Source organism: Stenotrophomonas rhizophila, from assembly GCF_001704155.1.
Classification (GTDB): Bacteria; Pseudomonadota; Gammaproteobacteria; order Xanthomonadales; family Xanthomonadaceae; genus Stenotrophomonas; species Stenotrophomonas rhizophila_A.
In genome coordinates, this window is the sequence record NZ_CP016294.1 from 1,890,866 (window position 1) to 1,917,028 (window position 26,163).

Below are 26,163 nucleotides of genomic sequence, written 5' to 3' on the forward strand. Positions count from 1 at the left end.
ATCGTGGCCTGATGCGGTTGATCTCACGATCCGCTCATCGATCCGCTTTACCAACGCCTGCAACTCAGTCTCGGCTCCGGAAATCCGGTGGTCGCGATTATTTCAACTTATGTTTCAGGAGTTAGTTACATGTCTGATCGTCAGAGCGGTACCGTCAAGTGGTTCAACGATGCCAAGGGCTTCGGCTTCATCACCCCGGAAAGCGGCCCGGACCTGTTCGTGCACTTCCGTGCCATCCAGGGCACCGGCTTCAAGTCGCTGCAGGAAGGCCAGAAGGTGACCTTCGTCGCCGTGCAGGGCCAGAAGGGCATGCAGGCTGACCAGGTGCAGGCCGCCTAATAGGCTCCTGCCACCGCAAGGTGCCAATAAACGCCGGAAGCGAAAGCTTCCGGCGTTTTTTATTGCGGGTAGCATGGGCGTTTGCCCCCCTGCGGACCTGCCGATGATCAAGGTGCACCATCTGGACCACTCGCGCTCACAGCGCGTGCTGTGGATGCTTGAAGAGCTGAACCTGCCGTACCAGCTGGTTACCTACCAGCGTGACCCGAAAACCTGGCTGGCCCCGCAGGCGTTGCGCGACATCCACCCGCTGGGCAAGTCCCCGGTGCTGCAGGACGACACCCTGGTCCTGGCCGAATCCGGCGCGATCCTGGAATACCTCGCTGACCGCTACGACAGTGGCCGCCAGCTGTCGCCCGAGCCGATGCCGGCGCAGGCCGCCGAGCGCGTGCGCTACCGCTACTGGATGCATTACGCGGAAGGGTCGGCGATGCCACCGCTGCTGATGAGCCTGGTGTTCGCGCGGGTACGCAAGGCGCCGATGCCGTTCTTTGCCAAACCCATCGCACGCGGAATCGCCGACAAGGTGATGAAGGGCTTCGTTGGCCCGCAGTTGAAGCTGCACCTGGACTGGATGGAGCGCGAACTGGCCAGCTCGCCCTGGTTCGCGGGTGAGCGCTTCACCGCCGCCGACATCCAGATGAGCTTCCCGATCCAGGCCGCGGCCTCGCGCGCCGGCAGCATGGAGCGCTACCCCAAGCTGCAGGCATTCCTGGCCCGGATCGCACAGCGCCCCGCGTTCCAGCGTGCCGTGGAGCGCGGTGGCCCGCTCGACCTGGGCGCGGGCGCGGCCTGAGCTTGCGGGGGCGTTCCGACGCCCCCACCTTGTCGTGATGAGCACTGAACCGCTGCGCTTCGACAACCGATTCATCCGGGAGCTGCCCGGCGACGACGAAACCGGCCCCCGCGTGCGCGAGGTGCGCGGCGCGGCGTGGTCGGCAGTGATGCCCACGCCGGTAGCCGCGCCCAGGCTGCTGGCGTACTCACCTGAACTCGCGGAGCAGTTGGGCCTGGGCCAGGATCTGCTGGACAGCCCGGATTTTGCCCGCGTGTTCGGCGGCAACGCCCTGTATGACGGCATGCAGCCCTGGGCCGCCAACTATGGCGGGCACCAGTTCGGGCACTGGGCCGGCCAGCTGGGCGACGGCCGTGCCATTTCACTGGGCGAGCTGCTGGCGCCGGAGGGTGCGCGCTGGGAGCTGCAGCTGAAGGGGGCAGGGCGCACACCTTATTCGCGCGGGGCCGATGGTCGTGCCGTGTTGCGCTCGTCGATCCGCGAATTCCTCTGCAGCGAAGCAATGCATCACCTGGGCGTGCCGACCACGCGCGCGCTGAGCCTGGTGGCCACGGGTGACAGCGTGGTGCGCGACATGTTCTACGACGGCCATCCCGAAGCGGAACCGGGTGCGGTGGTGTGCCGGGTGGCGCCCTCGTTCCTGCGCTTTGGCAGCTTCGAGCTGCCGGCGTCGCGCGGTGACGTGGCGTTGCTGCGGCAGCTGGTAAACCTGTGCATCGCGCGCGATTTTCCCGAACTGGACGATGCCGGCGAACAACGGTACGCCGCCTGGTTCGCGCAGGTCTGCGAGCGCACGGCGGAGCTGGTGGCGCACTGGATGCGGGTCGGCTTCGTGCACGGGGTGATGAACACCGACAACCTGTCCATCCTCGGCCTCACCATCGATTACGGTCCGTATGGCTGGGTGGACGACTACGATCCGGACTGGACCCCCAACACCACCGATGCGCAGGGTCGCCGTTACCGCTTCGGCACCCAGCCGCAGGTGGCGTACTGGAACCTGACCCGGCTGGCGCAGGCGCTGTCGCCGCTGTTCGAGGACGTGGCCCCGCTGCACGACGGCCTGGCGCGTTTCCAGGCCGTGCATGCGCGCTGCGAGCGTGACGACATTGCCGCCAAGCTGGGCCTTGCCGAGTGCCAGGATGCGGACCTGGCATTGATGGCCGATTGGCTGACCCTCCTGCACGATGGCGAGATGGACATGACGCTCGCGTTCCGTGGCCTGATCGACCTCGATCCGCAGGCGCCCCGGCTCGCCGTACTGGAAGAGGCGTTCTACAGCGAGGCACGACGTGAGGCCGTGCTGCCTGCGCTCCAGCAGTGGTTGCATCGGTATGCGACCAGGCTGCAGGCGGACGCCCTTGACTCCGTGCAGCGCCGGCAGCGCATGTCCGCGGCCAATCCGCTGTACGTGCTGCGCAACTGGCTTGCGCAGGAAGCCATCGAGCTGGCGGGGCAGGGCGACCTCAGTGGCGTGCACACGCTGCAGGAAGTGCTGCGTCGTCCGTATGAGGTCCAGCCCGGGCGTGAACACTACGCGGCCAAGCGGCCGGAGTGGGCGCGCAACAAAGCCGGCTGCTCGATGCTGTCCTGCAGTTCATGAGGCCGGGTTACCCTATGCCACCCATTCGTTGTCTCCCGCCATGACCGATCTTCCCGCCACGCCCGCCTGGGCCGGCCGCCTGCGCGACGTCGCTGATTTCCCCAAGCCGGGCATCCTGTTCAAGGACATCATGCCGCTGCTGGCCGATGGCGATGATTTCGCCGCTGCCATCGACGCGATGGTCGCGCCGTGGCGCGAGGCACGGCTGGATGCGGTGATGGGCATCGAGTCGCGCGGCTTCATCCTCGGCGCGGCGATGGCCCGCGTACTGGGCGTGGGCTTCGTGCCCGTGCGCAAGCCGGGCAAGCTGCCCGGTCGCACGCTGAAGCAGGACTACACGCTGGAATACCGCACCGACAGCATCGAAGTGCACGCCGATGCATTGCCGCCGGGCGCGCGCGTGCTGGTGGTGGACGATGTGCTCGCCACCGGCGGCACGCTGCTGGCCGCGCTGTCGCTGGCCAGGCAGCTGCAGGTCGAGGTGCTCGGCGCCGCCGTGCTGGTCGAACTGGCCGGCCTCGGCGGCCGCGAACGCTGGACCAGCGATGTGCCGCTGGTCGCGAACCTGGTGTACTGATTACATCTTCCGCACGCGGAAACGCCGGCCCTTGATCTTGCCCGCTTCCAGGCGGGCGATGGCCTTGCCCACGTGTTCGCGGGCGATCGCCACGTAGGAACGGGTGGCGTAGATGTCGATCTTGCCGATCACCTTGGCCGACAGCCCGGCATCGCCGGTCAATGCACCCAGGATGTCGCCGGGACGCAGCTTGTCGGTCTTGCCGCCGTCGATGCGCAGCGTTTCCATCGCCGCTTGCGGCAGGACCGCCGGGCGCGCGGTGGCCAGCGGGGTCTTCTGCCAGTCCAACGGCTTGCCCTGCGCCGCTTCCAGCGCGTCGGCGCGGTTGCGCTCGCGGTGGGTCACCAGGCTGATCGCCAGCCCGGTGGCGCCGGCGCGGCCGGTGCGGCCCACGCGGTGTTCGTAGGTTTCAATGTCGGTGGGCAGCTCGTAATTGATCACCGCCGCCAGGTCCTGCACGTCCAGCCCGCGCGCGGCCACGTCGCTGGCCACCAGCACGTTGCAGCTGCGGTTGGCGAAGCGCACCAGCACTTCGTCACGGTCGCGCTGTTCCATTTCGCCATGCAGCGGCAACGCGGAGAAGCCGAACTGCTGCAGCGATACGGCCACGTCATCCACGTCGCGGCGGGTGTTGCAGAACACCACGGTCGATTCCGGCGTGTACTTCAGCAGCAGGCCGGCCAGCGCCTTCTGCTTGCTGGCCAGGTCCACTTCGCAGAACAGGTGGCGGATCGCCGGGGCGTGGTCGGCGCCTTCCACGGTCACTTCCACCGGATCGCGCAGCAGCACGCGCGCGATCTCGCGGATCTCGTCGGGGTAGGTGGCCGAGAACAGCAGCGTCTGGCGGTCCTTGCTGGTGCGCCCTGCGATTTCGCGGATCGGTTCTTCAAAGCCCATGTCGAGCATGCGGTCGGCTTCGTCCAGCACCAGCGTGGTCACCCCGCCCAGCTTCAGGGCGCGCTTGCGGCCCAGTTCCTGGATGCGGCCGGGCGTGCCGACCACCACGTGCGGGTCGTGCGCTTCCAGCGACGCCAGCTGCGGCGCAAGCGGCATGCCGCCGGTCAGGACCACCAGCTTGAGGTTGGGAATGCCGGTGGCCAGCTTGCGGATCTGCTTGCCGACCTGGTCGGCCAGTTCGCGGGTGGGGCACAGTACCAGCGCCTGCGCGCGGATCACCGCCGGGTCCAGCGCCTGCAGCAGCCCCAGTCCGAAGGCCGCGGTCTTGCCGCTGCCGGTGGGCGCCTGGGCGATCAGGTCGCGACGGGCGAGGATGGCGGGCAGCGCCTGCGCCTGCACGGGAGTCATCTGGGTATAGCCCAGCGCGTCGATGCCCGCCGCCAGCGAGGCCGACAGGGGCAGTTCGGAGAATTCGTTCATGCCACATTCTACCCGCTCAGCCGATCAGCCAGTGAACCGCCAGGTTGATCCCCAACCCACCAACGAGCAGCCATGCAAACAGCAGCAGTGCCAGCAGCAGTGGCTTCGGCCCCGCCCGGCGCAGGGCGGACACGTGGGTGGTCAGGCCCAGCGCGGCCATCGCCATGGCCAGCAGCACGGTATCCAGGTCGATGGCCGCGCCGACCACGGCGGGCGGCAGCAGGTGCAGAGAGTTGATGCCCGCCACCGCCACGAAACCGAACGCAAACCAGGGCACCACGATCTTCGCCCGCGCCGTGCCGGGCTGCGTCGCATGGCCGCGGGCCAGCAGCAGCGACAGCGCCACCAGGAACGGGGCGAGCATCATCACGCGCACCATCTTGGCGATCACGGCGGTATCGGCGGCGCCTTCGCTGACCGCGCGCCCGGCCGCCACCACCTGGGCCACTTCATGCACCGTCGACCCGGTGAACACCCCATAGGCCTGTTCGCCCAGCGCCAGCCAGTCGTGTTCCAGGTTCAGCTGGTACAGCGCCGGATACAGGAACATCGCCAGTGTGCCGAACACCACCACGGTCGACACCGCCACGGTGGCCTGTTCGGCGCGGCCACGTACCACCGGCTCGGCGGCCATCACTGCGGCCGCCCCGCAGATCGCGCTGCCGGCGCCGATCAGCATCGCGGAATCGCGGTCGATCCCCAGCCAGCGGGTGCCGGCCCACCACGCCAGCCCGAAGGTGCTGGTCAGTACCAGTGCGTCAATCAGCACGCCGCCTGCGCCGACCTGGCCGATGTCCTGGAAGGTCAGGCGCATGCCGTACAGGACGATGCCGGCGCGCAGCAGCCAGTGCTTGGCGAAGCCCACGCCATCTGCCGACGATGCGGCCAGGTGCGGGTACACGGTGTTGCCCAGTGCGATGCCCAGCACGATGGCCAGGGTGAGTGCACTGATGCCGTGCGCCTGCAGCCATGGCAGGGAGGACAGGCCGATGCCCGCCGCCGCAAGGCCGGTGGTCAGCAGCAGGCCGGGCACCCGGCGGCGCCAGCGTTGGAATGCACCCGCGATGGGGGCGCTCGCCATTGAAATGCTCACGATTCGCTCTCGTCGAAACACGGCTACAGCGTGCCCTTGACCTTTCAATTGGTAAAACGCATTGTTTGTGTCAAATCAACCTATAAAGAAGGTTACGCCACGATGCGTCTGACGCTGCGCCAATGGCAGGTTTTCGTGAGCGTGGCCGATGCCGGATCCACCGCTGCGGCCGGCGCCCAGCTCCAGCTGTCGCAGTCGGCCACCAGCGCCGCCCTCAACGAACTGGAGGGGCAGCTTCCCGCACCGCTGTTTGACCGGATCGGGCGCCGGCTGGTGCTCAACGCCACCGGACGCGCGTTGCTTGACCCGGCCCGCGCGCTGCTGGTGGCGGCGAGGGAGCTGGAACAGCAGGCCGGGGCAGGGCAGTCGCACGCGGCCGGCACACTGGCCCTGCATTTGCGGATAGGCGCGAGCACCACCATCGGCAATTACCTGCTGCCGACCCGGGTGGCTTCGTTGCTGGCGGCCAATCCGCAGGCCCAGGTGGACCTGCGGATCGGCAACAGCGCCGACGTGGTGGCGGCGGTGCAGCGGTTGGAGGTCGACCTGGGCGTGATCGAAGGACCGTGCCACGAAAGCGGCCTGGAAGTGCTGCCCTGGCAGCGCGATGCCCTGGTCATCGTGGCGGCGGCCGCCTCGCCGTTGCCGGATGCGGTGGATGTCGCGTCACTGGCCGCGGCGCGCTGGCTGCTGCGCGAGCCCGGTTCGGGCACCCGCGAGGCGGTTGAACAGGCCCTGCTGCCGCACCTGCACCACTTCGGGCGCGCCATGCAGCTGGGCAGCACCGAGGCGATAAAGCAGGCGGCGGCGGCGGGGCTGGGCCTGGCCTGCCTGTCGCGGCACGCAGTGGCCGACCTGGTCGCGCTGGGCAGCCTGCGGGTCCTGCAGACCCCGCTGCCGCCCCTGTCGCGCCAGCTGTGGGTGGTGCGCCACCCGGGCAAGCGGGTGCCGGCGGAACTGGCCACGCTGCTGGGGCTGCCGGCATCCGCTTTTGCGTCCGGCTGAGCGACGCCGCAGGCCGCCAGCCCGTACAATGGCGGGATGCCTCTGATTACTCTGCAAAACGTCGACTTCAGCGTCGGCGGCCCGCTGTTGCTGGAAAAAGCCGAACTGTCGATCGAGCCGGGCGAACGCATCGCCCTGATCGGCCGCAACGGCGCCGGCAAATCCACCCTGCTCAAGCTGCTGTCCGGCGACCACAAGCCCGACGACGGAGAAGTGCGCGTGCAGCAGGGGGTGCGCATCACCCGGCTGGAGCAGGAAGTGCCGCACGGCGCGGCCGGCAGCGTGTTCGACGTGGTCGCCGATGGCCTGGGCGAGCTGGGCCAGTGGCTGGCCGAATTCCACCACCTCAGCGTGGCCGACGAGTTCGATGGCGATGCGCTGTCGGCGGTGCAGGCCAAGATCGATGCCGCCAACGGCTGGGGACTGGACCAGCGTGTGAGCGAAACGCTGACCAAGCTCGACCTGGACGGCGATGCCGAATTCGCGCGCCTGTCCGGCGGCATGAAGCGCCGCGTGCTGCTCGGCCGCGCGCTGGTGTCCGCGCCGGACCTGCTGCTGCTGGACGAACCGACCAACCACCTGGACATCGAAGCCATCGACTGGCTGGAAATGTTCCTCAAGAACTGGAACGGCAGCGTGGTGTTCGTCACCCATGACCGCCGCTTCCTGCGTGCGCTGGCCACCCGCATCGTTGAGATCGATCGCGGCCAGGTCACCAGCTGGCCGGGCGACTGGGCCAACTACGAACGCCGCCGCGAAGAGCGCTTGAACGCGCAGGCACAGGAAAACGCGCGCTTCGACAAGATGCTGGCACAGGAAGAAGTCTGGATCCGCCAGGGCATCAAGGCCCGCCGCACCCGCGACGAAGGCCGCGTGCGCCGCCTGAAGGCGATGCGCAGCGAGCGTTCGCAGCGCCGTGAACTCGGCGGCAACGTGCGCATGGAAGCCTCGCAGGCGGAGAATTCCGGCAAGAAGGTCATCGACGTCAAGGACATTTCGTTCGCGTTCGGCGAGCGGGTGATGGTCAAGGATTTCAGCACCACCATCCTGCGCGGCGACCGGATCGGCCTGATCGGTCCCAACGGCAGCGGCAAGACCACGCTGCTCAAGCTGCTGCTGGGCGACCTGGCGCCGGACAGCGGCGAAGTGCGCGCCGGCACCAACCTGCAGATCGCGTATTTCGACCAGTACCGTTCGGTGCTGCGCGAGGACTGGACCGCGATCGAGAACGTGGCCGAAGGCCGCGATTTCCTCGAGGTCAACGGCAAACGCAAGCACGTGCATGCGTACCTGCAGGATTTCCTGTTCACGCCAGAGCGTGCGCGCGCGCCGATCACCCGGCTGTCCGGTGGCGAGCGCAACCGGCTGCTGCTGGCCAAGCTGTTCGCGCAGCCCTCCAACCTGCTGGTGATGGACGAACCGACCAACGATCTCGACGTGGAAACGCTGGAGCTGCTCGAAGAGCTGCTTGGTGATTACACCGGCACGCTGCTGCTGGTCAGCCATGACCGCGACTTCCTCGACAACGTGGTGACCTCCACGATGGTGATGGAAGGCGATGGCGTGGTCGGCGAGTACGTGGGGGGCTACACCGACTGGCAACGGCATGCGGCACGCGTGGAAGCGGCAACGGCCGCGGCGTCGGTGCCTGCGGCCAGGCCGGCTGCCGCGCCGGCAGCGGCGGCACCGGCGACACCCAGGCGCAAGCTCAGCTTCAAGGACCAGCGCGAGCTGGAGCAGCTGCCGTTGAAGATCGAAACGCTGGAAAAGGATGTCGAAGGCCTGACCGCCGCGATGAACGATCCCGCGTTCTACCAGCGCAGCGCGCCGGACATGGCCGCACACACCCAGAAGCTGGGGGCGGTGCAGGCTGAGCTGGATGCGGCGTACAAGCGGTGGGAAGAGCTGGATTCCTGACGCGCGTCCCCGGGTAAAGGCAGCCGACTAACAGTCGGCGCTACCGGGGCTGGCGCATCCGGATCGTCGTGCGTTCGTTCCGGACGCATCCGGATCGTCATGCGTTCGTTCCGGACGCATCCGGATCGTCATGCGTTTGTTCCGGACGCATCCGGATCGTCATGCGTTTGTTCCGGACGCATCCGGATCGTCATGCGTTCGTTCCGGACGTATCCAAATCGTCATGCGATCGCCAGCAATTCGTAGCGCCGACTGTCAGTCGGCGACCGCGCGCAGCGCGGCAAACCATCCCGGCGCGTGATCGACACGCGCTCAATATCCTGCCGGCGTTCAAACCCGACCGAAACCCTCCGTCCGGCGTTCATGATCCCGGAACGGAGAGCAGCCACGCAGGGCGTGGCTCTACTTCAGCCCGTGCAGATCCCGCAACTGGCTCGGCCGCGAACCGAAATACGCGGCCAGGTCGGCAATGTCCTGGTCGCTCAGGTCGGTGGCCTGTCCGGTCATCAGCGGATGCTGGCGGTCCCCGGCGCGGTAGGCCTGCAGGGCGTGGGCCAGGTAATCGCCGTACTGCCCACCCAGCTTCGGGTAGGTCGGGTCGATCGGCTGGTTGCCGTCGGCGCCGTGGCAGTCGATGCAGCTCTGCCCGGTCGCCTTGCCCTTGACCTTGGCCCGCGCTTCACCGGCGGCGATGCGGCCCGCCGGCAGGCCGGCGGAGGAGCCTGACCCGTGCTCGCCACTGGCGTGGCCCGGGTCGGCGGCGGAATCTGCGCTGTTTTCCACCTGCGACTGCGAACAGGCAGCCAGCAGCAGGGCAACGGACAGGGCGATGGCGTGACGCTTGAAGGGCGTGGCTTTCGTCATGAGCGCGCTTATTTGACGGTGGACAGGTAAACAGCGAGATCGGCGATCTCCTGTTCAGAGAAACTCATGGACTGCGCCTGCATCGTGGGATGCCGGCGTTTGCCCTGGCGGTACTCGCTCAGCGCCTGGCTGAGGTACTGCTGGGTCTGCCCACCGATCTTGGGCACCCGGTAGCTGGGGTACGCGTTCTTGTAGCCGGTGATGCCGTGGCACCCCTGGCAGGTGTAGGCCAGCACGCGGCCATTGTCGAAGCTGCCGGTCAGGGCAGGCGGGGCGGCGGGTGCGGCTGCCGGGGCAGCGGCGGGTGGCGCGGGTACGGCAGGAGCAGGTGCGGCCTGGACGGCAACCCCGAAGGGCAGGAGGACGGCCAGAGCAAGACAAGCGGCGAGCGGCTGCGGGCGCATGATGTCGTTTCCGGTATACGGGTTCTGGTCGTTCCGGCGTGGGGTACGGAACTGTCCCGAGTATAGCCTGCGTTTTCATCTAGCTGAAACCGGGCAATGCCGACGAGTGGTCGCAGGTCACCATGACCTTTGGGATATGGTGTTGTCGTGACGTGGTGCATTACTTTGCTACCACACCTGCTCACGCATCCTTCAGGGACACGACGATGTTGCGAATCTCTCTTCTGCCCGGCCGCACCGGAACCTGCGCCGCGGCGCTGCTGATCACTACGACCCTGCTGCTGGGCGGTTGCGGCGCCGGTGGCCCTGCCGGCGATGCCGCGGCGGCCGAGAAGGATCCCAAGGCCGAAAAAGCCCCCGACGCCGTCCCGGTGGAGGCCGTTGCGGCCAGCCGCCGTGCGGTCGCCGCCAGCTACACCGGCACCGCCGCGCTGGAAGCGCGCGCCGAATCGCAGGTGGTGGCAAAAACGTCCGGCGTGGCCCTGGCCGTGATGGTCGAGGAAGGCCAGCAGGTCCGCGCCGGGCAGCCGCTGGTGCGGCTGGACCCGGACCGGGCGCGCCTGGCCGTGGCCCAGAGTGAAGCGCAGATGCGCAAGCTGGAGAACAGCTACCAGCGCGCCCAGAAACTGGTGGGCCAGCAGATGGTCAGCGCCGCCGATGTCGACCAGCTGCGCTACGACCTGGAAAACGCGCGCGCGCAGTACCGCCTGGCGACCCTCGAACTGTCCTACACCACGGTGGTGGCGCCGATCTCCGGCGTGATCGCATCGCGCTCGATCAAGACCGGCAACTTCGTGCAGATCAATACGCCGATCTTCCGCATCGTCGACAACTCGCGGCTGGAAGCCACGCTCAACGTGCCCGAGCGCGAACTGGCCACGCTGCGTGCCGGGCAGCCGGTGACCCTGGTGGCCGATGCGCTGCCGGGTAAATCCTTCCCCGGCACCGTGGACCGTATTTCCCCGGTGGTCGACGCCGGCAGCGGCACCTTCCGCGTGGTCAGCGGCTTCGGCGAAGATGCCGCCGGCCTGCAGCCGGGCATGTTCGGGCGGATCCGCATCGACTACGACCAGCGCGCCGACGCGCTGGTGGTGCCGCGCCTGGCGCTGCTCGACGACGGTGACCCGGCGGTGTTCCGCGTGCGCGCGGGCAAGGTTGCCCGCGTGCCGGTCAAGCTGGGCTACGCCGAAGGCCCGTGGGTGGAGATCCGCGAGGGCCTGGCCGAGGGAGACAAGGTGGTGACGGCCGGCAAGGTCGCCCTGCGCGACGGCACCGCCGTGCAGGTGATCGGCGACAAGCCGGCCACCGCGGTGGCCAGCAAGGCCGCCCCGGCCAAGGCGGAGACCCGCCAATGAGTTCGGCCGGGCACGACCACGGCAACGAGCCGCAGCCGGGCGAAGGCCCGGCCGCGCCTGGTGGCGGCCTGGTGGAATTCGCCACCCGCCGCCGCGTCACCATCTTCATGTTCATGATCACTCTGGTGCTGTTCGGCCTGATCGCGCTGGGCAACCTCAAGGTCAACCTGCTGCCGGACCTGAGCTATCCCACGTTGACCGTGCGCACCGAATACACCGGCGCGGCACCGACCGAGATCGAAACGCTGATCACCGAACCGGTCGAAGAGGCGGTGGGCGTGGTCAAGAACCTGCGCAAGCTGAAGTCGATCTCGCGCACCGGGCAGAGCGATGTGGTGCTGGAGTTCGCCTGGGGCACCAACATGGACCAGGCCAGCCTGGAGGTGCGCGACAAGATGGAAGCGCTGAACCTGCCACTGGAGGCCAAGGCCCCGGTGCTGCTGCGCTTCAATCCCTCCACCGCGCCGATCATGCGCCTGGTGATCGCGGCCAAGGACGACCCGGCCAGCGATGCCGACGCCGTGCGCCAGCTCACCGCGCTGCGCCGCTATGCCGATGAAGACCTGAAGAAGAAGCTCGAACCGGTGGCCGGCGTGGCGGCGGTGAAGGTGGGCGGCGGCCTGGAAGATGAAATCCAGGTCGACATCGACCAGCAGAAGCTGGCCCAGCTCAACCTGCCGATCGATACCGTCATCAAGCGGCTGAAGGAAGAGAACATCAACATCTCCGGCGGCCGCCTGGAAGAAGGGTCGCAGCGCTTCCTGGTGCGTACCGTCAACCAGTTCGCCGACCTGGAAGACATCCGCAACCTGCTGGTGACCACCCAGGGCAGCAACGGCAGTGCCGCCGACGCTGCCATGCAGCAGATGTTCGCCATCGCCGCCTCGACCGGTTCGGATGCCGCGGTCGCCGCCGCGTCCGCCGCGCAAAGCGCGTCCAGCAGCAGCTCCACCACGGTGGCCAACGGCGTGCCGGTGCGGCTGAAGGACGTGGCCACGGTGCGCCAGGGCTTCAAGGAACGCGAAGCGATCATCCGCCTGGGCGGCCGCGAAGCGGTGGAACTGGCCATCTACAAGGAAGGCGATGCCAACACGGTGGCCACCGCCGAAGCACTGCGCGCCAAGCTTGAGCAGATCAAGGCGCAGATTCCCGGTGATGCCGAACTGACCACCATCGAAGACCAGTCGCGCTTCATCGAGCACGCCATCAGCGACGTCAAGAAGGATGCGGTGATCGGCGGCCTGCTGGCCATCCTGATCATCTTCCTGTTCCTGCGCGATGGCTGGAGCACGTTCGTGATCAGCCTGTCGCTGCCGGTCTCGATCATCACCACGTTCTTCTTCATGGGCCAGCTGGGGCTGAGCTTGAACGTGATGTCGCTGGGCGGGTTGGCGCTGGCCACCGGCCTGGTGGTGGACGATTCCATCGTGGTGCTGGAAAGCATCGCCAAGGCGCGCGAACGCGGCCTGGGCATCCTGCAGGCGGCCATCACCGGCACCCGCGAAGTCAGCATGGCCGTGGTCGCCTCTACCCTGACCACCATCGCGGTGTTCCTGCCGCTGGTGTTCGTCGACGGCATCGCCGGCCAGCTGTTCCGCGACCAGGCGCTGACCGTGGCGATCGCCATCGCGATCTCGCTGCTGGTGGCGATGACCCTGATCCCGATGCTGAGCTCGCTCAAGGGCCGCCCGCCGCTGGCGTTCCCGGAAGAGCCCGCGCATGCCGCATGGCAGCCGCAGCGTCGCTGGCTCAAGCCGGTCGCCGGCAGCCGCCGCGGTTTCGGCGCGCTGGCCCGCTGGACCGTGTTCGGCATCGCGTGGGCCATCGTGCGCGTGTGGCGCCTGCTGGTGGCGGTGATCGGCCCGGTGATGCGCAAGGCCAGCGACCTGGCCATGAAGCCGTACGCCGGTGCCGAGCGCGGTTACCTGCGCCTGCTGCCGAACGCACTGGCCCACCCGGGCAAGGTACTGGGCATGGCGGCGCTGGCCTTCGTGGCCACGCTCGCGCTGGTGCCGATGTTGGGCGCGGACCTGATTCCGCAGCTGGCCCAGGATCGCTTTGAGATGACCGCAAAGCTGCCGGCCGGCACGCCGCTGAAGCAGACCGATGCGCTGGTGCGCGAGCTGCAGTTGGCCCACGCCAAGGAAGACAGCATCACCTCGCTGTACGGGGTGAGCGGCAGCGGCACGCGGCTGGATGCCAGCCCGACCGAGAGCGGCGAGAACATCGGCAAGCTCACCGTGGTGATGGCCGACGGCGGCAGTGCCCGGACCGAGGCGGCCATCACCGAGCGCCTGCGCGCTTCGATGCAGGACCACCCGGGCGTGCAGGTCGACTTCGCGCGGCCCGCACTGTTCAGCTTCTCCACGCCGCTGGAAGTGGAGCTGCGCGGGCAGGACATGGCCACCCTGGAACGTGCCGGGCAGGCGCTGGCCGCGCGGTTGCGCAGCAACCCGCACTACGCCGACGTGAAATCGACCGTGGAAGAGGGCTTCCCGGAAATCCAGATCCGCTTCGACCAGGAGCGCGCCGGTGCGCTGGGCCTGACCACGCGGCAGATCGCCGACGTGGTGGTCAAGAAGGTGCGCGGCGACGTGGCCACGCGCTACAGCTTCCGTGACCGCAAGATCGACGTGCTGGTGCGCGCCCAGGAAGGCGACCGCGCCAGCGTGGAGAGCATCCGCCGGTTGATCGTCAACCCGGGCAGCACGCGCCCGGTGACGCTGGACGCGGTGGCCGACGTGGTGGCCACCAACGGCCCCAGCGAGATCCACCGGGCCGACCAGACCCGCGTGGCGGTGGTGTCGGCCAACCTGCGCGACACCGACTTGGGCGGCGCGGTGCGCGAAGTACAGGACATGGTCGCCAACGACCCGCTGGGTGCCGGCGTCAGCATGCACATCGGTGGTCAGGGCGAGGAGCTGGCCGAATCGGCGCGCTCGCTGATCTTCGCCTTCGGCCTGGCGATCTTCCTGGTCTATCTGGTGATGGCCTCGCAGTTCGAATCGCTGCTGCACCCGTTCGTCATCCTGTTCACCATCCCGCTGGCGCTGGTCGGTGCGATCCTGGCGCTGATGCTCACCGGCAAGCCGATCTCGGTGGTGGTGTTCATCGGCCTGATCCTGCTGGTGGGGCTGGTGACCAAGAACGCGATCATCCTGATCGACAAGGTCAACCAGCTGCGCGAGGCCGGCGTGGCCAAGCATGAAGCGCTGGTGGAAGGCGCACGCTCGCGCCTGCGCCCGATCATCATGACCACCCTGTGCACGCTGTTCGGCTTCCTGCCGCTGGCGGTGGCGATGGGCGAGGGTGCCGAAGTGCGCGCCCCGATGGCGATCACCGTGATCGGCGGCCTGCTGGTGTCCACGCTGCTCACCCTGCTGGTGATCCCGGTGGTGTACGACCTGCTTGATCGCCGTGGCGATGCCTATTACCGCGAACGTGGCCGCCATCACCACCGCGGTACGCCCGATGCCGGCAGCGCCGGTAGTGCGGCCCAGGAGCCGGCATGAGCATCGCCGAGTTCTCCATCCGCCGCCCCATCACCACCATCATGTGCTTCGTCTCACTGGTGGTGGTGGGCCTGATCGCCTCGTTCCGGTTGCCACTGGAGGCGCTGCCGGACATCTCCGCGCCGTTCCTGTTCGTGCAGGTGCCCTACACCGGCTCGACCCCGGAGGAAGTGGAGCGCACCATCATCCGGCCGACGGAGGAAGCGCTGGCCACGATGACCGGGATCAAGCGCATGCGTTCCCAGGCGACCGCCGAAGGTGCCAGCATCTTCATCGAGTTCACCGACTGGGACCGCGACATCGCCATCGCCGCCTCCGACGCGCGCGAGCGCATCGACGCGATCCGCAGCGACCTGCCCGATGACCTGCAGCGCTACAACGTGTTCAAGTGGTCCAGCAGCGATGAGCCGGTATTGAAGGTGCGCCTGGCCAGTGCATCGGACCTGACCGGTGCCTACGACATGCTCGACCGCGAGTTCAAGCGGCGGATCGAGCGCATTCCCGGCGTGGCCCGGGTGGAGATCTCCGGCGCGCCACCGAATGAGGTGGAAATCGCGATCGATGCCGATCGCCTGACCGCGCACAACCTGAGCATCAACGAACTCAGCGACCGCCTGCGCACGCTCAACTTCTCCATCTCGGCCGGGCAGATCGACGACAACGGTCAGCGGGTACGGATCCAGCCGGTCGGCGAGATCACCGATCTGCAGGAACTGCGCGACCTGGTCATCGATACGAAGGGCCTGCGCCTGGGCGACATTGCCGACGTGCGGCTCAAGGCGGCGCGCATGAACTACGGCCGTCGCCTGGATGGCAATCCGGCGGTGGGCCTGGACATCTACAAGGAGCGCAGCGCCAACCTGGTGGAAGTCTCGCGAGGCGCGCTGGCGGAGGTGGAAGCCATCCGCCGGCAGCCGTCGATGCGCGATGTGAACATCAAGGTGATCGACAACCAGGGCAAGACGGTGACGTCCTCGCTGCTGGAGCTGGCCGAAGCCGGCGCGGTCGGCCTGCTGCTGTCGGTGACGGTGCTGTTCTTCTTCCTGCGCCATTGGCCGTCGACGCTGATGGTGACCCTGGCGATCCCGATCTGTTTCGTGATCACCCTGGGCTTCATGTACTTCGTCGGGGTGACCCTCAACATCCTGACCATGATGGGCCTGCTGCTGGCGGTCGGCATGCTGGTGGACAACGCCGTGGTGGTGGTGGAAAGCATCTACCAGGAACGCGAGCGCATGCCCGACCAACCGGTGCAGGCCTCGATCATCGGCACCCGCAACGTGGCCATCGCGCTCAGCGCCGGCACCCTGTGCCACTGCATCGTGTTCGTGCCCAACCTGTTTGGCGAAACCAACAACATCAGCATCTTCATGGCGCAGATCGCGATCACCATCTCGGTCTCGCTGATGGCCTCGTGGCTGGTGGCGGTGAGCCTGATCCCGATGCTGTCCGCGCGCATGCAGACGCCCAAGCTGGTGCACTCGCAGACCGGCGTGATCGCCCGCCTGCAGCGCCGCTATGCCCAGCTGCTGCAATGGACGCTGGAACACCGCGGCTGGAGCGTGTTCGGCATCATCATGGTGGTGCTGGTCAGCCTGGTGCCGATGAAGCTGACCAAGATCGACATGTTCGGCGGCGAAGGTGGCACCGATGTCTTCATCGGCTACAACTGGAAGGGGGCCTTCACCCGCGCGCAGATGTCCGACGAGATCCTGCGGGTGGAACAGTACCTGGACCAGAACCGCGAGAAGCTGCACATCACCCAGGTGTATTCCTGGTACAGCGAACAGGAAGGCAGCAGCACGATCGTGACGCTGGACGCCAAGCACGCGGGCAACATGGCCGCCGTGCAGGAGTCGCTGCGCAAGGGACTGCCGCGCTCGGCGCGGGCCGATTACATCATCGGCAACCAGGGCGGCGATGGCGGCGGTGGCGGTGGCAGCAAGGGCGTGGAAGTGCAGCTGGTGGGTGATTCGACGCAGATGCTGCAGGAGATCGGCGAAGACGTGGTGCCGTTGCTGGCCCAGCGCAAGGAACTGCGCGATGTACGCATCGACAATGGGGAGAAGGGTAGCGAGCTGTCCATCCATGTGGACCGCGAGCGTGCCGCTGCGTTCGGCTTCAATGCCGAGCAGGTTGCCAGCTTTGTCGGCCTGGCGCTGCGCGGTGCACCGCTGCGCGAGTTCCGTCGCGGTGACAGCGAAGTGCCGGTGTGGGTGCGCTTTGCCGGTGCCGAACAGAGCAGCCCGGAAGACCTGGCCAGCTTCACCGTGCGCACCGGCGACGGTCGCTCGGTACCGCTGCTGAGCCTGGTCGATGTCAGCATCAAGCCGTCCGCCACCCGCGTCGGCCGTACCAACCGCCAGACCACGCTGACCATCAAGGCCAACCTGGCCGAGAAGGTGACGGCGCCGGAAGGCCGCAAGGCGATGGAGGAAACGCTCAAGCCGATGAGCTTCCCGGCCGGCTACAACTTCACCTTCGACGGCGGCGACTTCGGCGACGACAACGAGGCCATGCAGCAGATGCTGTTCAACCTGGTCATCGCGCTGGTGATGATCTACGTGGTGATGGCGGCGGTGTTCGAATCGCTGCTGTTCCCGGCCGCCATCATGAGCGGGGTGCTGTTCTCGATCTTCGGGGTGTTCTGGTTGTTCTGGCTCACCGGTACCTCGTTCGGCATCATGTCCTTCATCGGCATCCTGGTGCTGATGGGGGTGGTGGTGAACAACGGCATCGTGATGATCGAGCACATCAACAACCTGCGCCGGCGCGGCCTGGCCCGCACCCAGGCGCTGGTGGAAGGCTCGCGCGAGCGCCTGCGCCCAATCATGATGACGATGGGCACGGCGATCCTGGCGATGGTCCCGATCTCGCTCACCGACACCCAGCTGCTGGGGGATGGCCCGCCGTACTACCCGATGGCGCGCGCCATTGCCGGCGGCCTGGCGTTCTCCACCGTGGTCAGCCTGCTGTTCCTGCCGACCATCTACGCCATGCTCGACGACATGAGCATCAACGTGGCCCGCATCGTGCGGCGGGCGAGGGGATTGCCGCCCAAGGGCAGCGATGCGGTGATCGAACCGGCATGAACGAAAAGGGCCACGCAATGCGTGGCCCTTTTCGCATCGACCAACGGTCGATACCTACCGTTCCGATCCACGTGGGTAGGTACCGACCGTTGGTCGGTACGGCGCCGTCAGCCGCCGACCTTGTTCCAGACCTGGAAGCCGGTGAGCCACAAGCCCAGCATGCTGCCGAGGTTGGTCAGCATGAAGGTCAGCACCACCCGGGTGACGCGGTTGCGGTACCAGCCGCGCACGCTCTGCGCGTCATCGCGCAGCTTGAGGAAATCCTCGTACGCCGGCTTGCGCAGGCGCGCCTCGACCAGCGCGGCAAAGGCGCCGGTCGGGATGCTCAGGCGGAATGGCTTGAACGGCGCCACCACGATCGCGGTAAGGATGCTCAGCGGATGGCTGCCGGCCAGCAGGCAGCCCAACCCGGCCAAGCCGCCGGTGTACATCGCCCACACCGCCAGCAGCTCGGTGCCCACGCCCAGTCCACCGCGATAGAACCCCACGGCAATACCGGCCAACACCACTGCCAGGATGGTCAGCGTGATCCACGGAATGTTGCGCTTCTTCGGCACGTCTTCCAGCGACGCACGCAGCGGGCCGGGCGCTTCGGTGTCCGATTCCAGGTATTTCGCCAGCCCGGCCAGGTGGCCGGCACCGACCACGGCCAGCACTTCGCGCTGCGCCGGATCGTGTACTTCGCGCAGGCGGGTGGCCATGTAGCGGTCGCGCTCGCCGATGATGGTTTCGTACAGTGCCGGGCTTTCGCTGGCGAACTCGCCGAAGCTCGCTTCCAGCATGTCACCCTGCTTGAGCTTCTCGATCTCGTCTTCGCCGACGTCGTCGGAGGCGAACAGGCCGGCGCCCAGGCCCATGACCAGTTTGATCTTGCCGAAGAAGCCCAGTCGCTGCGAGGCGCGCTTGAAGGTCAGGCCCACTTCGCGGTCGATCAGGTGCACCGGCAGGTTGTGCGCGTTGGCCAGGCCGACTGCGCGCTTGAGCTCGGCACCGGGCTCGATGCCCAGCTGCTCGGCCAGCCGCCGCTGGTAGGCGGCCAGGGCGAGGTTGGCGGCGAACAGCGCCACGCGGCCCTTGCGGATCACTTCGACCAGGTCCAGCTTGGCCAACGCATCGGGATTGGTCAGCGCCTGGAGGCGCTGCGGATCCAGCTCCACCGCGACCGCATCGAAGCGGCCGCTGTTGATGGCCCGTTCCACCACCTCCACGCTGGCCTGCGAGACGTGCGCGGTGCCCAGCAAGGTATAGCGCACGCCGTCGCGCTCGACCACGCGCACGGGCTGGCCGGCGAACAGGGTGTCGCCGTTGTCGTCCATCAGGTTTTCAGTCATTTCATCATTCATTCGAAGGGGCGCTGTCGACACCGTCGCCGAGCGCGCGCTGCATCTGCACCGTATCCAGCCAGCGCCCATGCTTGCGGCCCAGGCCACGGAAAATGCCGACCAGGTGGAAGCCGAAGCGTTCGTGCAGCTTGATCGATGCGGTGTTGGTCGGTTCGCCGATCACCGCCACCATCTGCCGGTAGCCACGCGCGACGCAGGCGTCGATCAGGCCCTGCATCAGCGCGGTGCCGACGCCCTTGCCCTGGAACGCGGCATCGACGTAGACGGAGTTTTCGACCGTCCACTGGTAGGCGATACGCCCACGGTAGGTGTTGGCATAGGCGTAGCCGGCCACGTGGCCGTCAACCTCGGCCACGATGTACGGGAAACCGCGTGCGACGATGTCGTGCATGCGCCGCTGCATCTCGGCCGCATCCGGAACGTCGTACTCATAGGTGTTGACGAAGTCGGTTACTTCCACCGCATAGATGGCGGTGATGGCCGCAACGTCGGCATCGGTGGCGTCGCGCAGCAGCACGGTCACGGGGCAGGGTTCCTGTGGGAAGGTCAGTCGATGTAGCGCTTGAGCAGGTCGCCATAGGCGTCGATGCGGCGGTCGCGCAGGAACGGCCAGATGCGGCGCACGTGTTCGCTGCGCTGCAGGTCGACATCGCAGACCAGTACGGTCGGGTCGCCACCGGCTTCGGCGATGAACTCACCCTGCGGGCCCAGCACGTGGCTGTTGCCCCAGAACTGGATGCCGGAGGCACCGAGCGGCGACGGCTCGTGGCCGACGCGGTTGCAGCTCAGCACGGGCACGCCGTTGGCCACGGCATGGCCGCGGTGGCTGAGCACCCAGGCATCGCGCTGGCGGCCCTGTTCGTCCTTCTGGTCATCCGGATCCCAGCCGATGGCGGTGGGGTAGAGCAGCAGTTCGGCACCGGCCAGCGCCATCAGGCGCGCGGCTTCGGGGTACCACTGGTCCCAGCAGACGAGCACGCCAAGGCGACCCACCGAGGTATCGATCGGCTTGAAGCCGATGTCGCCGGGGGTGAAGTAGAACTTCTCATAGAAGCCGGGATCGTCCGGGATGTGCATCTTGCGATACTTGCCCAGCAGGGTGCCGTCCTTTTCGAACACCACGGCGGTGTTGTGGTACAGGCCGGCGGCGCGGCGCTCGAACAGCGAGCCGACGATCACCACGCCATGCTTCTTCGCAAGCGCGCCAAGGCGCTCGGTGCTCGGCCCGGGAATCGGTTCGGCCAGGTCGAACTCATCCACCGATTCGTGCTGGCAGAAGTACGCGCCGTTGTGCAGTTCCTGCAGCAGGACCAGCTTGGCACCCTGGGCAGCCGCTTCAGCCACGCGCGTTTCGATCACGGCCAGGTTGGCGGCCGCGTCACCGTGGTTGCGCTCCTGGATCAGGGCGACGGAAAGGGTGTGGCGTGAGCTCATCCGGGGCGGGTCCTGCAGGGGGAAAAACGCAGTTTATCGCGGATGGGTGTGTGCGGCGTGCTGGTTGTTAAACCGGTGCTGTTAAGGCCTTCAGTAGCCGGGTTTGCGGGTCGCCGGGCGTTGCCCGGCTGCTGGTGGATCCAGGCGAACAGCCTTGGTGCAGCGGCTCCGAGGCTTGGCGGGACGGTGCGGGTTTGCGGGGGACGCCGTGAACCCATCCATGGGGGCTTGGTCGCCGCATCCATGCGGCTCACACCCCCGCAAACCCGCCCCGACCCGCCTTCGACGGTTGGCCGGAGGCCAGGGGAAAGCAACGGCCGCAGCCAACATCGACTGCGTCTTCGTTCTGAGATCTGGCATTTGATCTTCCATGGCCACCAATACACCGTCGAGGGTCGGCGGGGGCGGGTTTGCGGGACTGTCAAAAACATGGATGTTTTTGCCAAGCCCCCATGGATGGGTTTACGGCGTGTCCCGCAAACCCGCACCCGCCGACCCAGCTCAGGTCATGCTGTGCCCACCGGCTGTTCGCCCAAAACCAAAAGCGCCGGGCAAAGCCCGGCGCCTGGGAAACTCACGATTGCCGAAGCGCGTTACGCCGCCAGCAACCCAGCCGGCAACTGCATGGTGATGCAGTGCAGGCTGCCGTTCTGCCAGATCAGCGAGCGGCAGGGTACCTGCACGATCTCGTGGTCCGGGTAGGCCTGGGCCAGCACGTCGCGTGCCGCGTCGTCAGCCACGTCACCGTAGGCCGGCATCAGCACCGCGCCGTTGAGGATCAGGTAATTGGCGTAGGACGCGGCCAGGCGGCGGCCTTCGTCGATCACCGGGCGTGCCCACGGCAGCGGGAACAGGCGGTACGGCTGGCCGTCGGCGGTGCGCAGCGCGGCCAGTTCGTTGCCCATCGCCTGCAGCTCGGCATGGTGCGAATCGCTGGCGTCATCGCAGGCCTGGTAGACAATGCTGTCCACCGACGCGAAACGCGCCAGCGTGTCGATGTGCGCGTCGGTGTCGTCGCCTTCCAGGTAGCCGTGGTCCAGCCACAGCACCCGATCCTGCGCCAGCCAGCTCGCCATGTCCGCGCTCAGCGACGCACGATCCCGGTCCGGGTGGCGTTCGTGCAGGCACTTCCAGGTGGTGAGCAGGGTACCCGCGCCGTCGGTTTCGATGGCGCCGCCTTCCAGCGCGAACGGAATGCTCTGCAGCTCCGCGTCGGCGAACAGGTTGGCGGCGTGCAGCACGCCCACCAGCTGGTCGTCCAGGCTGGCCTCGAACTTGCCGCCCCAGCCGGTGAAGCGGAAGTCCAGCAGCCGGAAGCCGCCGTCGGCGCGGCGCAGCGTGATCGGGCCCGAATCGCGCAGCCAGGTGTCGTCGTACGGCGCGGTGACGAAACGCACGCGGTCGGTGTCGATCCGGTTGGAGCGCAGGCGCGCGTCGGCGTACGCCTCCAGGTCGTCATCGGCCACGATGATCACCACCGGCTGGAAGCGGGTGATGGCCGCGACCAGCGCGATGTAGGTGTCCTCGACGTCACCCAGGCGGTCGGCCCAGTCGGTGTCGGCGTGGGGCCAGGCGATCAGGATGGCGGACTGGGATTCCCATTCGGCCGGAAAGCGGAGCGTATCGTTCATGGTCTCGGTGCGATGGCCCGCCGGGCGGCGGGCGTTCTGATGGATCAGCGGATCGGCGGCTTCGGGCCGACTTCGTTGCTGTCAGCCTTGTTGGCCACCACGTCGATCACCTTCTGCTTTTCGAAGTAGACGGTGAACATCGGGTAGACCCAGCGGTTGATGGTCGGCCACTGGCGCTTCTGGCCGCCGCGCGGCTCCAGCTTCTCGCTGGGCTCACCGAAGCGGCTCAGGACTTGGCTGGTGGTCTCGCCACGCACCGGCACCACCGGCGCCACCTGTTCCTTGGTGCGGTCGATCAACAGGGTGTCGGCGTGGGCGCTGGCGCAGGCCAGCAGGGCAAGCAACGGCAGTGTGGTCAGGTAACGCTTCATCTCGATCTACTCCCCAGTGGTCAAGAAAGGAACCACGACCGACGGTCGTGGCCTACCCGGCGATTACAACAAAATTGGCAATAAAAAACCGCCCGGAGGCGGCTTTTTATTCAGGCAGGTCGCGACCGGTGGCCGCGACGGCCCAGGCTCAGCGCTGGCGAGCCTTGAAACGCGGGTTCGACTTGCAGATCACGAAGATCTTGCCGCGACGACGGACGACCTTGCAGTCACGGTGACGGGACTTGGCCGACTTCAGGGAAGACAGGACTTTCATTGCATACCTCGGCGTAAACGTGGATTCGGTTGGAGCGCGGCCGCGATATGCAGATGACAATCGGCAGGTGACGCCCGTTCAAGCCCGCCATTCTACCGGGCTTTTTTCCATCCTTTCAAGTGCTTGCACTAAAAATGTCTTGGACGGGGCCGGGCAGGGGCTAGAATGGGGGGTCAAATCCACAGGGAACCCCATGAACCAGCCTTCTCCCGTGCTCACCATCGACGGCCCGTCCGGGGCCGGCAAGGGGACCGTCAGCCGCATTGTCGCACGCCGGCTGGGCTGGCATTACCTGGATTCGGGCGCCCTGTACCGCGCCGTGGGCGTGGCTGCCAGCTGGGCCGATATCGACACCTCCGATGCCTCGGCACTGGTGCGCTGCACCTTCGACACCCATGTCCGCTTCGTCGAGGCCGACGATGGCAGCCTGCGTGTCATCGTCAATGAGACCGACGCCACCGACGAGCTTCGGCTGGAAACCACCGGGGCCCTGGCCTCGGCCATTGCCGCCATTCCCGAGGTCCGCGCCGCCCTTAAAGAACGTCAACGCGCATTCAGGGTTCTCCCGGGCCTGGTAGCCGACGGGCGGGACATGGGGACGGTCATCTTCCCCGACGCCCCATTCAAGGTCTTCCTGACGGCCAGTGCCGAGGAGCGCGCCGAGCGCCGGCATAACCAGTTGAAAGACAAGGGGGTTTCTGTTAACTTTGATGACCTCCTGCGCGAGATCATGGCCCGCGACGCCCGTGATGCACAGCGCACAGTGGCGCCCCTGAAGCCGGCAGACGATGCCGTCGTCATCGACACCAGTGGTATCGGCATCGACGAAGTCGTTGCCAAGGTACTGGATCTGCTTCCGGTTTCGGGTGCCTGATCCGTGGCAAGGAGGCCGCCAATCCATCGGCGGTAGTCGCACCAATGCAATGCAGTAAAAGCTCCGTCCCGCAATGATGCGTGGCGGTTTTCCTACTTCACACACGACCTGCGTTTCCGGGGTCGACCAACAGGCGGGCAGTAAACGGAACCCTCGCGGGGACCAATGCCCATGTGTCCAACAGAGTAAATCTAATGACCGAATCATTTGCCGAACTGTTTGAAGCCAGCCAGGCCAATCTGGCCAAGCTGAAGCCGGGCGCCATCGTCAGCGGTGTTGTCGTTGAAGTCCGCGGCGACGTCGTGGTGATCAACGCCGGCCTGAAGTCCGAAGGCATCGTGCCGATCGAACAGTTCCGTAACGACGCCGGCGAAATCGACGTCGCCGAAGGCGATGTCGTCAAGGTCGCCCTCGACTCGATCGAGAACGGCTTCGGTGAAACCGTCCTGTCGCGCGAGAAAGCCAAGCGCGCCATGGTGTGGGACGAGCTGGAAGAAGCCCTGGAAAAGAACGAAACCATCACCGGCCGCATCAGCGGCAAGGTCAAGGGTGGTTTCACCGTGGACATCAAGGATGTCCGCGCGTTCCTGCCCGGTTCGCTGGTGGATGTGCGCCCGGTGCGCGACCCGGCCTACCTGGAAGGCAAGGAGCTGGAATTCAAGCTCATCAAGCTGGACCGCAAGCGTAACAACGTCGTGGTCTCGCGCCGCGCTGTCGTCGAAAGCGAGCACTCGGAAGAGCGCGAGCAGCTGATGGACAAGCTGCAGGAAGGCGCGATCCTGAAGGGTGTCGTCAAGAACCTGACCGATTACGGCGCATTCGTGGACCTGGGCGGCATCGACGGCCTGCTGCACATCACCGACATGGCCTGGAAGCGCGTGCGCCACCCGTCCGAAGTCGTGAACGTCGGCGACGAGCTGGACGTGCGCGTGCTGAAGTTCGACCGCGAGCGCAACCGCGTTTCGCTCGGCCTGAAGCAGCTGGGCGAGGATCCGTGGGACAACATCGCCCGTCGTTACCCGGCCAACAGCCGCGTGTTCGGCAAGGTCTCCAACGTCACCGATTACGGCGCGTTCGTCGAGATCGAGCCGGGCGTCGAAGGCCTGGTGCACGTCTCCGAGATGGATTGGACCAACAAGAACGTCAACCCGTCCAAGGTTGTGCAGGTCGGTGACGAAGTTGAAGTCATGGTCCTGGACGTCGACGAGGAGCGTCGCCGCATCTCGCTGGGCATGAAGCAGGTTGCCGCCAATCCGTGGGAAACCTTCGCTGCCATCCACAAGAAGGGCGACAAGGTGTCGGGCCAGATCAAGTCGATCACCGACTTCGGCATCTTCATCGGCCTGGACGGCGGTATTGATGGCCTGGTGCACCTGTCCGACATCAGCTGGAACACCACCGGCGAAGACGTGGTCCGCAACTTCAAGAAGGGCGACAACCTGGACGCCGTCGTCCTGGCCGTCGATCCGGAGCGCGAGCGCATCAGCCTGGGCGTCAAGCAGCTGGAGCAGGATCCGTTCGGTCAGTACATGGCTGCCAACCCGAAGGGTTCGAAGGTCGAAGGCGTGGTCAAGGAAGTGGACGCCAAGGGCGCTACCATCGAACTGGCTGACGGCATCGAAGGCTATGTCGCTGCGCGTGACGTTGCCAACGAGCGCGTCGACGACGCGACCCAGTTCCTGAAGGTCGGCGACAAGGTTGAAGCGAAGTTCGTGGGCATGGATCGCAAGGGTCGTACCCTGCAGCTGTCGATCAAGGCCAAGGACGACGCGGAAATGCGCGAAGTGCTGGAGGAATACCAGTCCTCTTCGGCTTCCAGCGGCACCACCCAGCTCGGCGCGCTGCTGCGTGCACAGCTGAACGGCAACAAGTCCGAGTAATCGGCCTTTACCCGTAGCAGTAGTTTCCTGGACGGCCCGGACAATTGTCCGGGCCGTTTCAGGGTTTGAGACCCTCGACGCGAGTCCGCAATGACCAAATCCGAGTTGATCGAAATCCTGGCGCGCCGACAGGCGCATCTGAAGTCGGACGATGTCGATCTGGCGGTGAAGTCGTTGCTGGAGATGATGGGCGGGGCGCTGGCTGGCGGGGATCGCATCGAGATCCGCGGGTTCGGCAGTTTTTCGTTGCACTACCGGCCGCCGCGGCTGGGGCGCAACCCCAAGACCGGGGAATCGGTCGCACTGCCGGGCAAGCATGTCCCGCATTTCAAGCCGGGCAAGGAACTCCGTGAGCGCGTAAGCGCCGTGGTGCCGCTGGAAAGCGATCCGGCCTAGTAGAGCGGATGGTTAGTCCGCTACTC

22 protein-coding genes are annotated in these 26,163 nt (G+C 66.7%); 12 read left to right on the top strand and 10 right to left on the bottom strand.

Annotation, left to right across the window (positions count from 1 at the left end; genetic code table 11):
• The first annotated feature begins 129 nt into the window (after positions 1–129).
• The 4 genes from BAY15_RS08625 (at position 130) to BAY15_RS08640 (ending at position 3,315) form a co-directional block, all read left to right on the top strand.
• The gene (locus BAY15_RS08625; RefSeq protein WP_068851222.1) at positions 130–339 is read left to right on the top strand and encodes a cold-shock protein; all 210 of its coding nucleotides are present in this window, start codon (positions 130–132) and stop codon (positions 337–339) included.
• Positions 340–442: 103 nt separating this feature from the next.
• Positions 443–1,135, top strand: a complete 693-nt coding sequence (locus BAY15_RS08630; RefSeq protein WP_068851225.1) for a glutathione S-transferase family protein — start codon at positions 443–445, stop codon at positions 1,133–1,135.
• Between the two features lie 37 nt (positions 1,136–1,172).
• Positions 1,173–2,738 carry a protein adenylyltransferase SelO gene (locus tag BAY15_RS08635; protein WP_068851228.1) on the top strand — a complete coding sequence of 522 codons (1,566 nt, stop codon included), beginning with the start codon at positions 1,173–1,175 and terminating at the stop codon, positions 2,736–2,738.
• Positions 2,739–2,778: 40 nt separating this feature from the next.
• On the top strand, positions 2,779–3,315 hold the full coding sequence (locus tag BAY15_RS08640) for an adenine phosphoribosyltransferase (protein ID WP_068851231.1): 537 nt from the start codon (positions 2,779–2,781) through the stop codon (positions 3,313–3,315).
• Here the strand turns inward: BAY15_RS08640 and dbpA are convergent, their stop codons facing one another.
• On the bottom strand, positions 3,316–4,692 hold the full coding sequence (dbpA, locus tag BAY15_RS08645) for an ATP-dependent RNA helicase DbpA (protein ID WP_068851234.1): 1,377 nt from the start codon (positions 4,690–4,692) through the stop codon (positions 3,316–3,318).
• A gap of 16 nt (positions 4,693–4,708) precedes the next feature.
• Positions 4,709–5,773 (bottom strand): YeiH family protein, encoded by a 1,065-nt coding sequence (locus BAY15_RS08650; protein ID WP_068851237.1) that lies wholly within the window; start codon positions 5,771–5,773, stop codon positions 4,709–4,711.
• A gap of 114 nt (positions 5,774–5,887) precedes the next feature.
• Here BAY15_RS08650 and BAY15_RS08655 point away from each other — a divergent pair, with 114 nt between their 5' ends.
• Positions 5,888–6,790 carry a LysR family transcriptional regulator gene (locus tag BAY15_RS08655; protein ID WP_068851240.1) on the top strand — a complete coding sequence of 301 codons (903 nt, stop codon included), beginning with the start codon at positions 5,888–5,890 and terminating at the stop codon, positions 6,788–6,790.
• A gap of 36 nt (positions 6,791–6,826) precedes the next feature.
• Positions 6,827–8,707: an ATP-binding cassette domain-containing protein gene (locus BAY15_RS08660; RefSeq protein WP_068851243.1), complete on the top strand. Its 1,881-nt coding sequence runs from the start codon at positions 6,827–6,829 to the stop codon at positions 8,705–8,707.
• A gap of 402 nt (positions 8,708–9,109) precedes the next feature.
• On the opposite strand, the gene BAY15_RS08665 is transcribed toward BAY15_RS08660, so the two are convergent.
• Positions 9,110–9,571 (bottom strand): c-type cytochrome, encoded by a 462-nt coding sequence (locus BAY15_RS08665; RefSeq protein WP_068851246.1) that lies wholly within the window; start codon positions 9,569–9,571, stop codon positions 9,110–9,112.
• Between the two features lie 8 nt (positions 9,572–9,579).
• Complete coding sequence (locus tag BAY15_RS08670; RefSeq protein WP_068851249.1) at positions 9,580–9,975, bottom strand: c-type cytochrome; 396 nt, start codon at positions 9,973–9,975, stop codon at positions 9,580–9,582.
• 206 nt (positions 9,976–10,181) lie between these two features.
• Here BAY15_RS08670 and BAY15_RS08675 point away from each other — a divergent pair, with 206 nt between their 5' ends.
• Genes BAY15_RS08675 through BAY15_RS08685 form a run of 3 tightly spaced genes read left to right on the top strand, consistent with a single transcriptional unit; the run spans position 10,182 to position 17,934 of the window.
• Positions 10,182–11,330 carry an efflux RND transporter periplasmic adaptor subunit gene (locus BAY15_RS08675; protein ID WP_068851252.1) on the top strand — a complete coding sequence of 383 codons (1,149 nt, stop codon included), beginning with the start codon at positions 10,182–10,184 and terminating at the stop codon, positions 11,328–11,330.
• Positions 11,327–14,842, top strand: coding sequence for an efflux RND transporter permease subunit (locus BAY15_RS08680; RefSeq protein WP_068851255.1), 3,516 nt, complete (start codon positions 11,327–11,329; stop codon positions 14,840–14,842). The genes BAY15_RS08675 and BAY15_RS08680 overlap by 4 nt, the downstream gene beginning before the upstream one ends.
• Entirely contained in the window at positions 14,839–17,934 is a 3,096-nt protein-coding gene (locus BAY15_RS08685; RefSeq protein ID WP_068851258.1) for an efflux RND transporter permease subunit, read from the top strand. Before BAY15_RS08680 ends, BAY15_RS08685 begins: the two co-directional genes overlap by 4 nt.
• A gap of 107 nt (positions 17,935–18,041) precedes the next feature.
• On the opposite strand, the gene BAY15_RS08690 is transcribed toward BAY15_RS08685, so the two are convergent.
• The 6 genes from BAY15_RS08690 to ykgO form a co-directional block, all read right to left on the bottom strand.
• The gene (locus tag BAY15_RS08690) at positions 18,042–19,277 is read right to left on the bottom strand and encodes a TraB/GumN family protein (RefSeq protein ID WP_068851262.1); all 1,236 of its coding nucleotides are present in this window, start codon (positions 19,275–19,277) and stop codon (positions 18,042–18,044) included.
• On the bottom strand, positions 19,270–19,800 hold the full coding sequence (locus BAY15_RS08695; RefSeq protein ID WP_068851265.1) for a GNAT family N-acetyltransferase: 531 nt from the start codon (positions 19,798–19,800) through the stop codon (positions 19,270–19,272). Before BAY15_RS08695 ends, BAY15_RS08690 begins: the two co-directional genes overlap by 8 nt.
• 23 nt (positions 19,801–19,823) lie before the next feature.
• Positions 19,824–20,711 (bottom strand): carbon-nitrogen hydrolase, encoded by an 888-nt coding sequence (locus BAY15_RS08700; protein WP_068851268.1) that lies wholly within the window; start codon positions 20,709–20,711, stop codon positions 19,824–19,826.
• 593 nt (positions 20,712–21,304) lie between these two features.
• Positions 21,305–22,342: an agmatine deiminase family protein gene (locus BAY15_RS08705; protein ID WP_068851270.1), complete on the bottom strand. Its 1,038-nt coding sequence runs from the start codon at positions 22,340–22,342 to the stop codon at positions 21,305–21,307.
• 44 nt (positions 22,343–22,386) lie between these two features.
• The gene (locus BAY15_RS08710) at positions 22,387–22,713 is read right to left on the bottom strand and encodes a hypothetical protein (protein WP_068851273.1); all 327 of its coding nucleotides are present in this window, start codon (positions 22,711–22,713) and stop codon (positions 22,387–22,389) included.
• Between the two features lie 148 nt (positions 22,714–22,861).
• A complete protein-coding gene (gene ykgO, locus BAY15_RS08715) occupies positions 22,862–22,987 on the bottom strand; it encodes a type B 50S ribosomal protein L36 (RefSeq protein WP_017355593.1) in 126 nt (41 codons plus the stop codon).
• A 193-nt stretch (positions 22,988–23,180) separates the two neighbouring features.
• Here ykgO and cmk point away from each other — a divergent pair, with 193 nt between their 5' ends.
• The 3 genes from cmk (at position 23,181) to BAY15_RS08730 (ending at position 26,137) form a co-directional block, all read left to right on the top strand.
• Positions 23,181–23,861, top strand: a complete 681-nt coding sequence (gene cmk, locus BAY15_RS08720) for a (d)CMP kinase (RefSeq protein ID WP_068851276.1) — start codon at positions 23,181–23,183, stop codon at positions 23,859–23,861.
• Between the two features lie 194 nt (positions 23,862–24,055).
• The gene (gene rpsA, locus BAY15_RS08725) at positions 24,056–25,741 is read left to right on the top strand and encodes a 30S ribosomal protein S1 (protein WP_068851279.1); all 1,686 of its coding nucleotides are present in this window, start codon (positions 24,056–24,058) and stop codon (positions 25,739–25,741) included.
• A gap of 90 nt (positions 25,742–25,831) precedes the next feature.
• Complete coding sequence (locus BAY15_RS08730) at positions 25,832–26,137, top strand: integration host factor subunit beta (RefSeq protein ID WP_017355596.1); 306 nt, start codon at positions 25,832–25,834, stop codon at positions 26,135–26,137.
• Positions 26,138–26,163 lie beyond the last annotated feature (26 nt).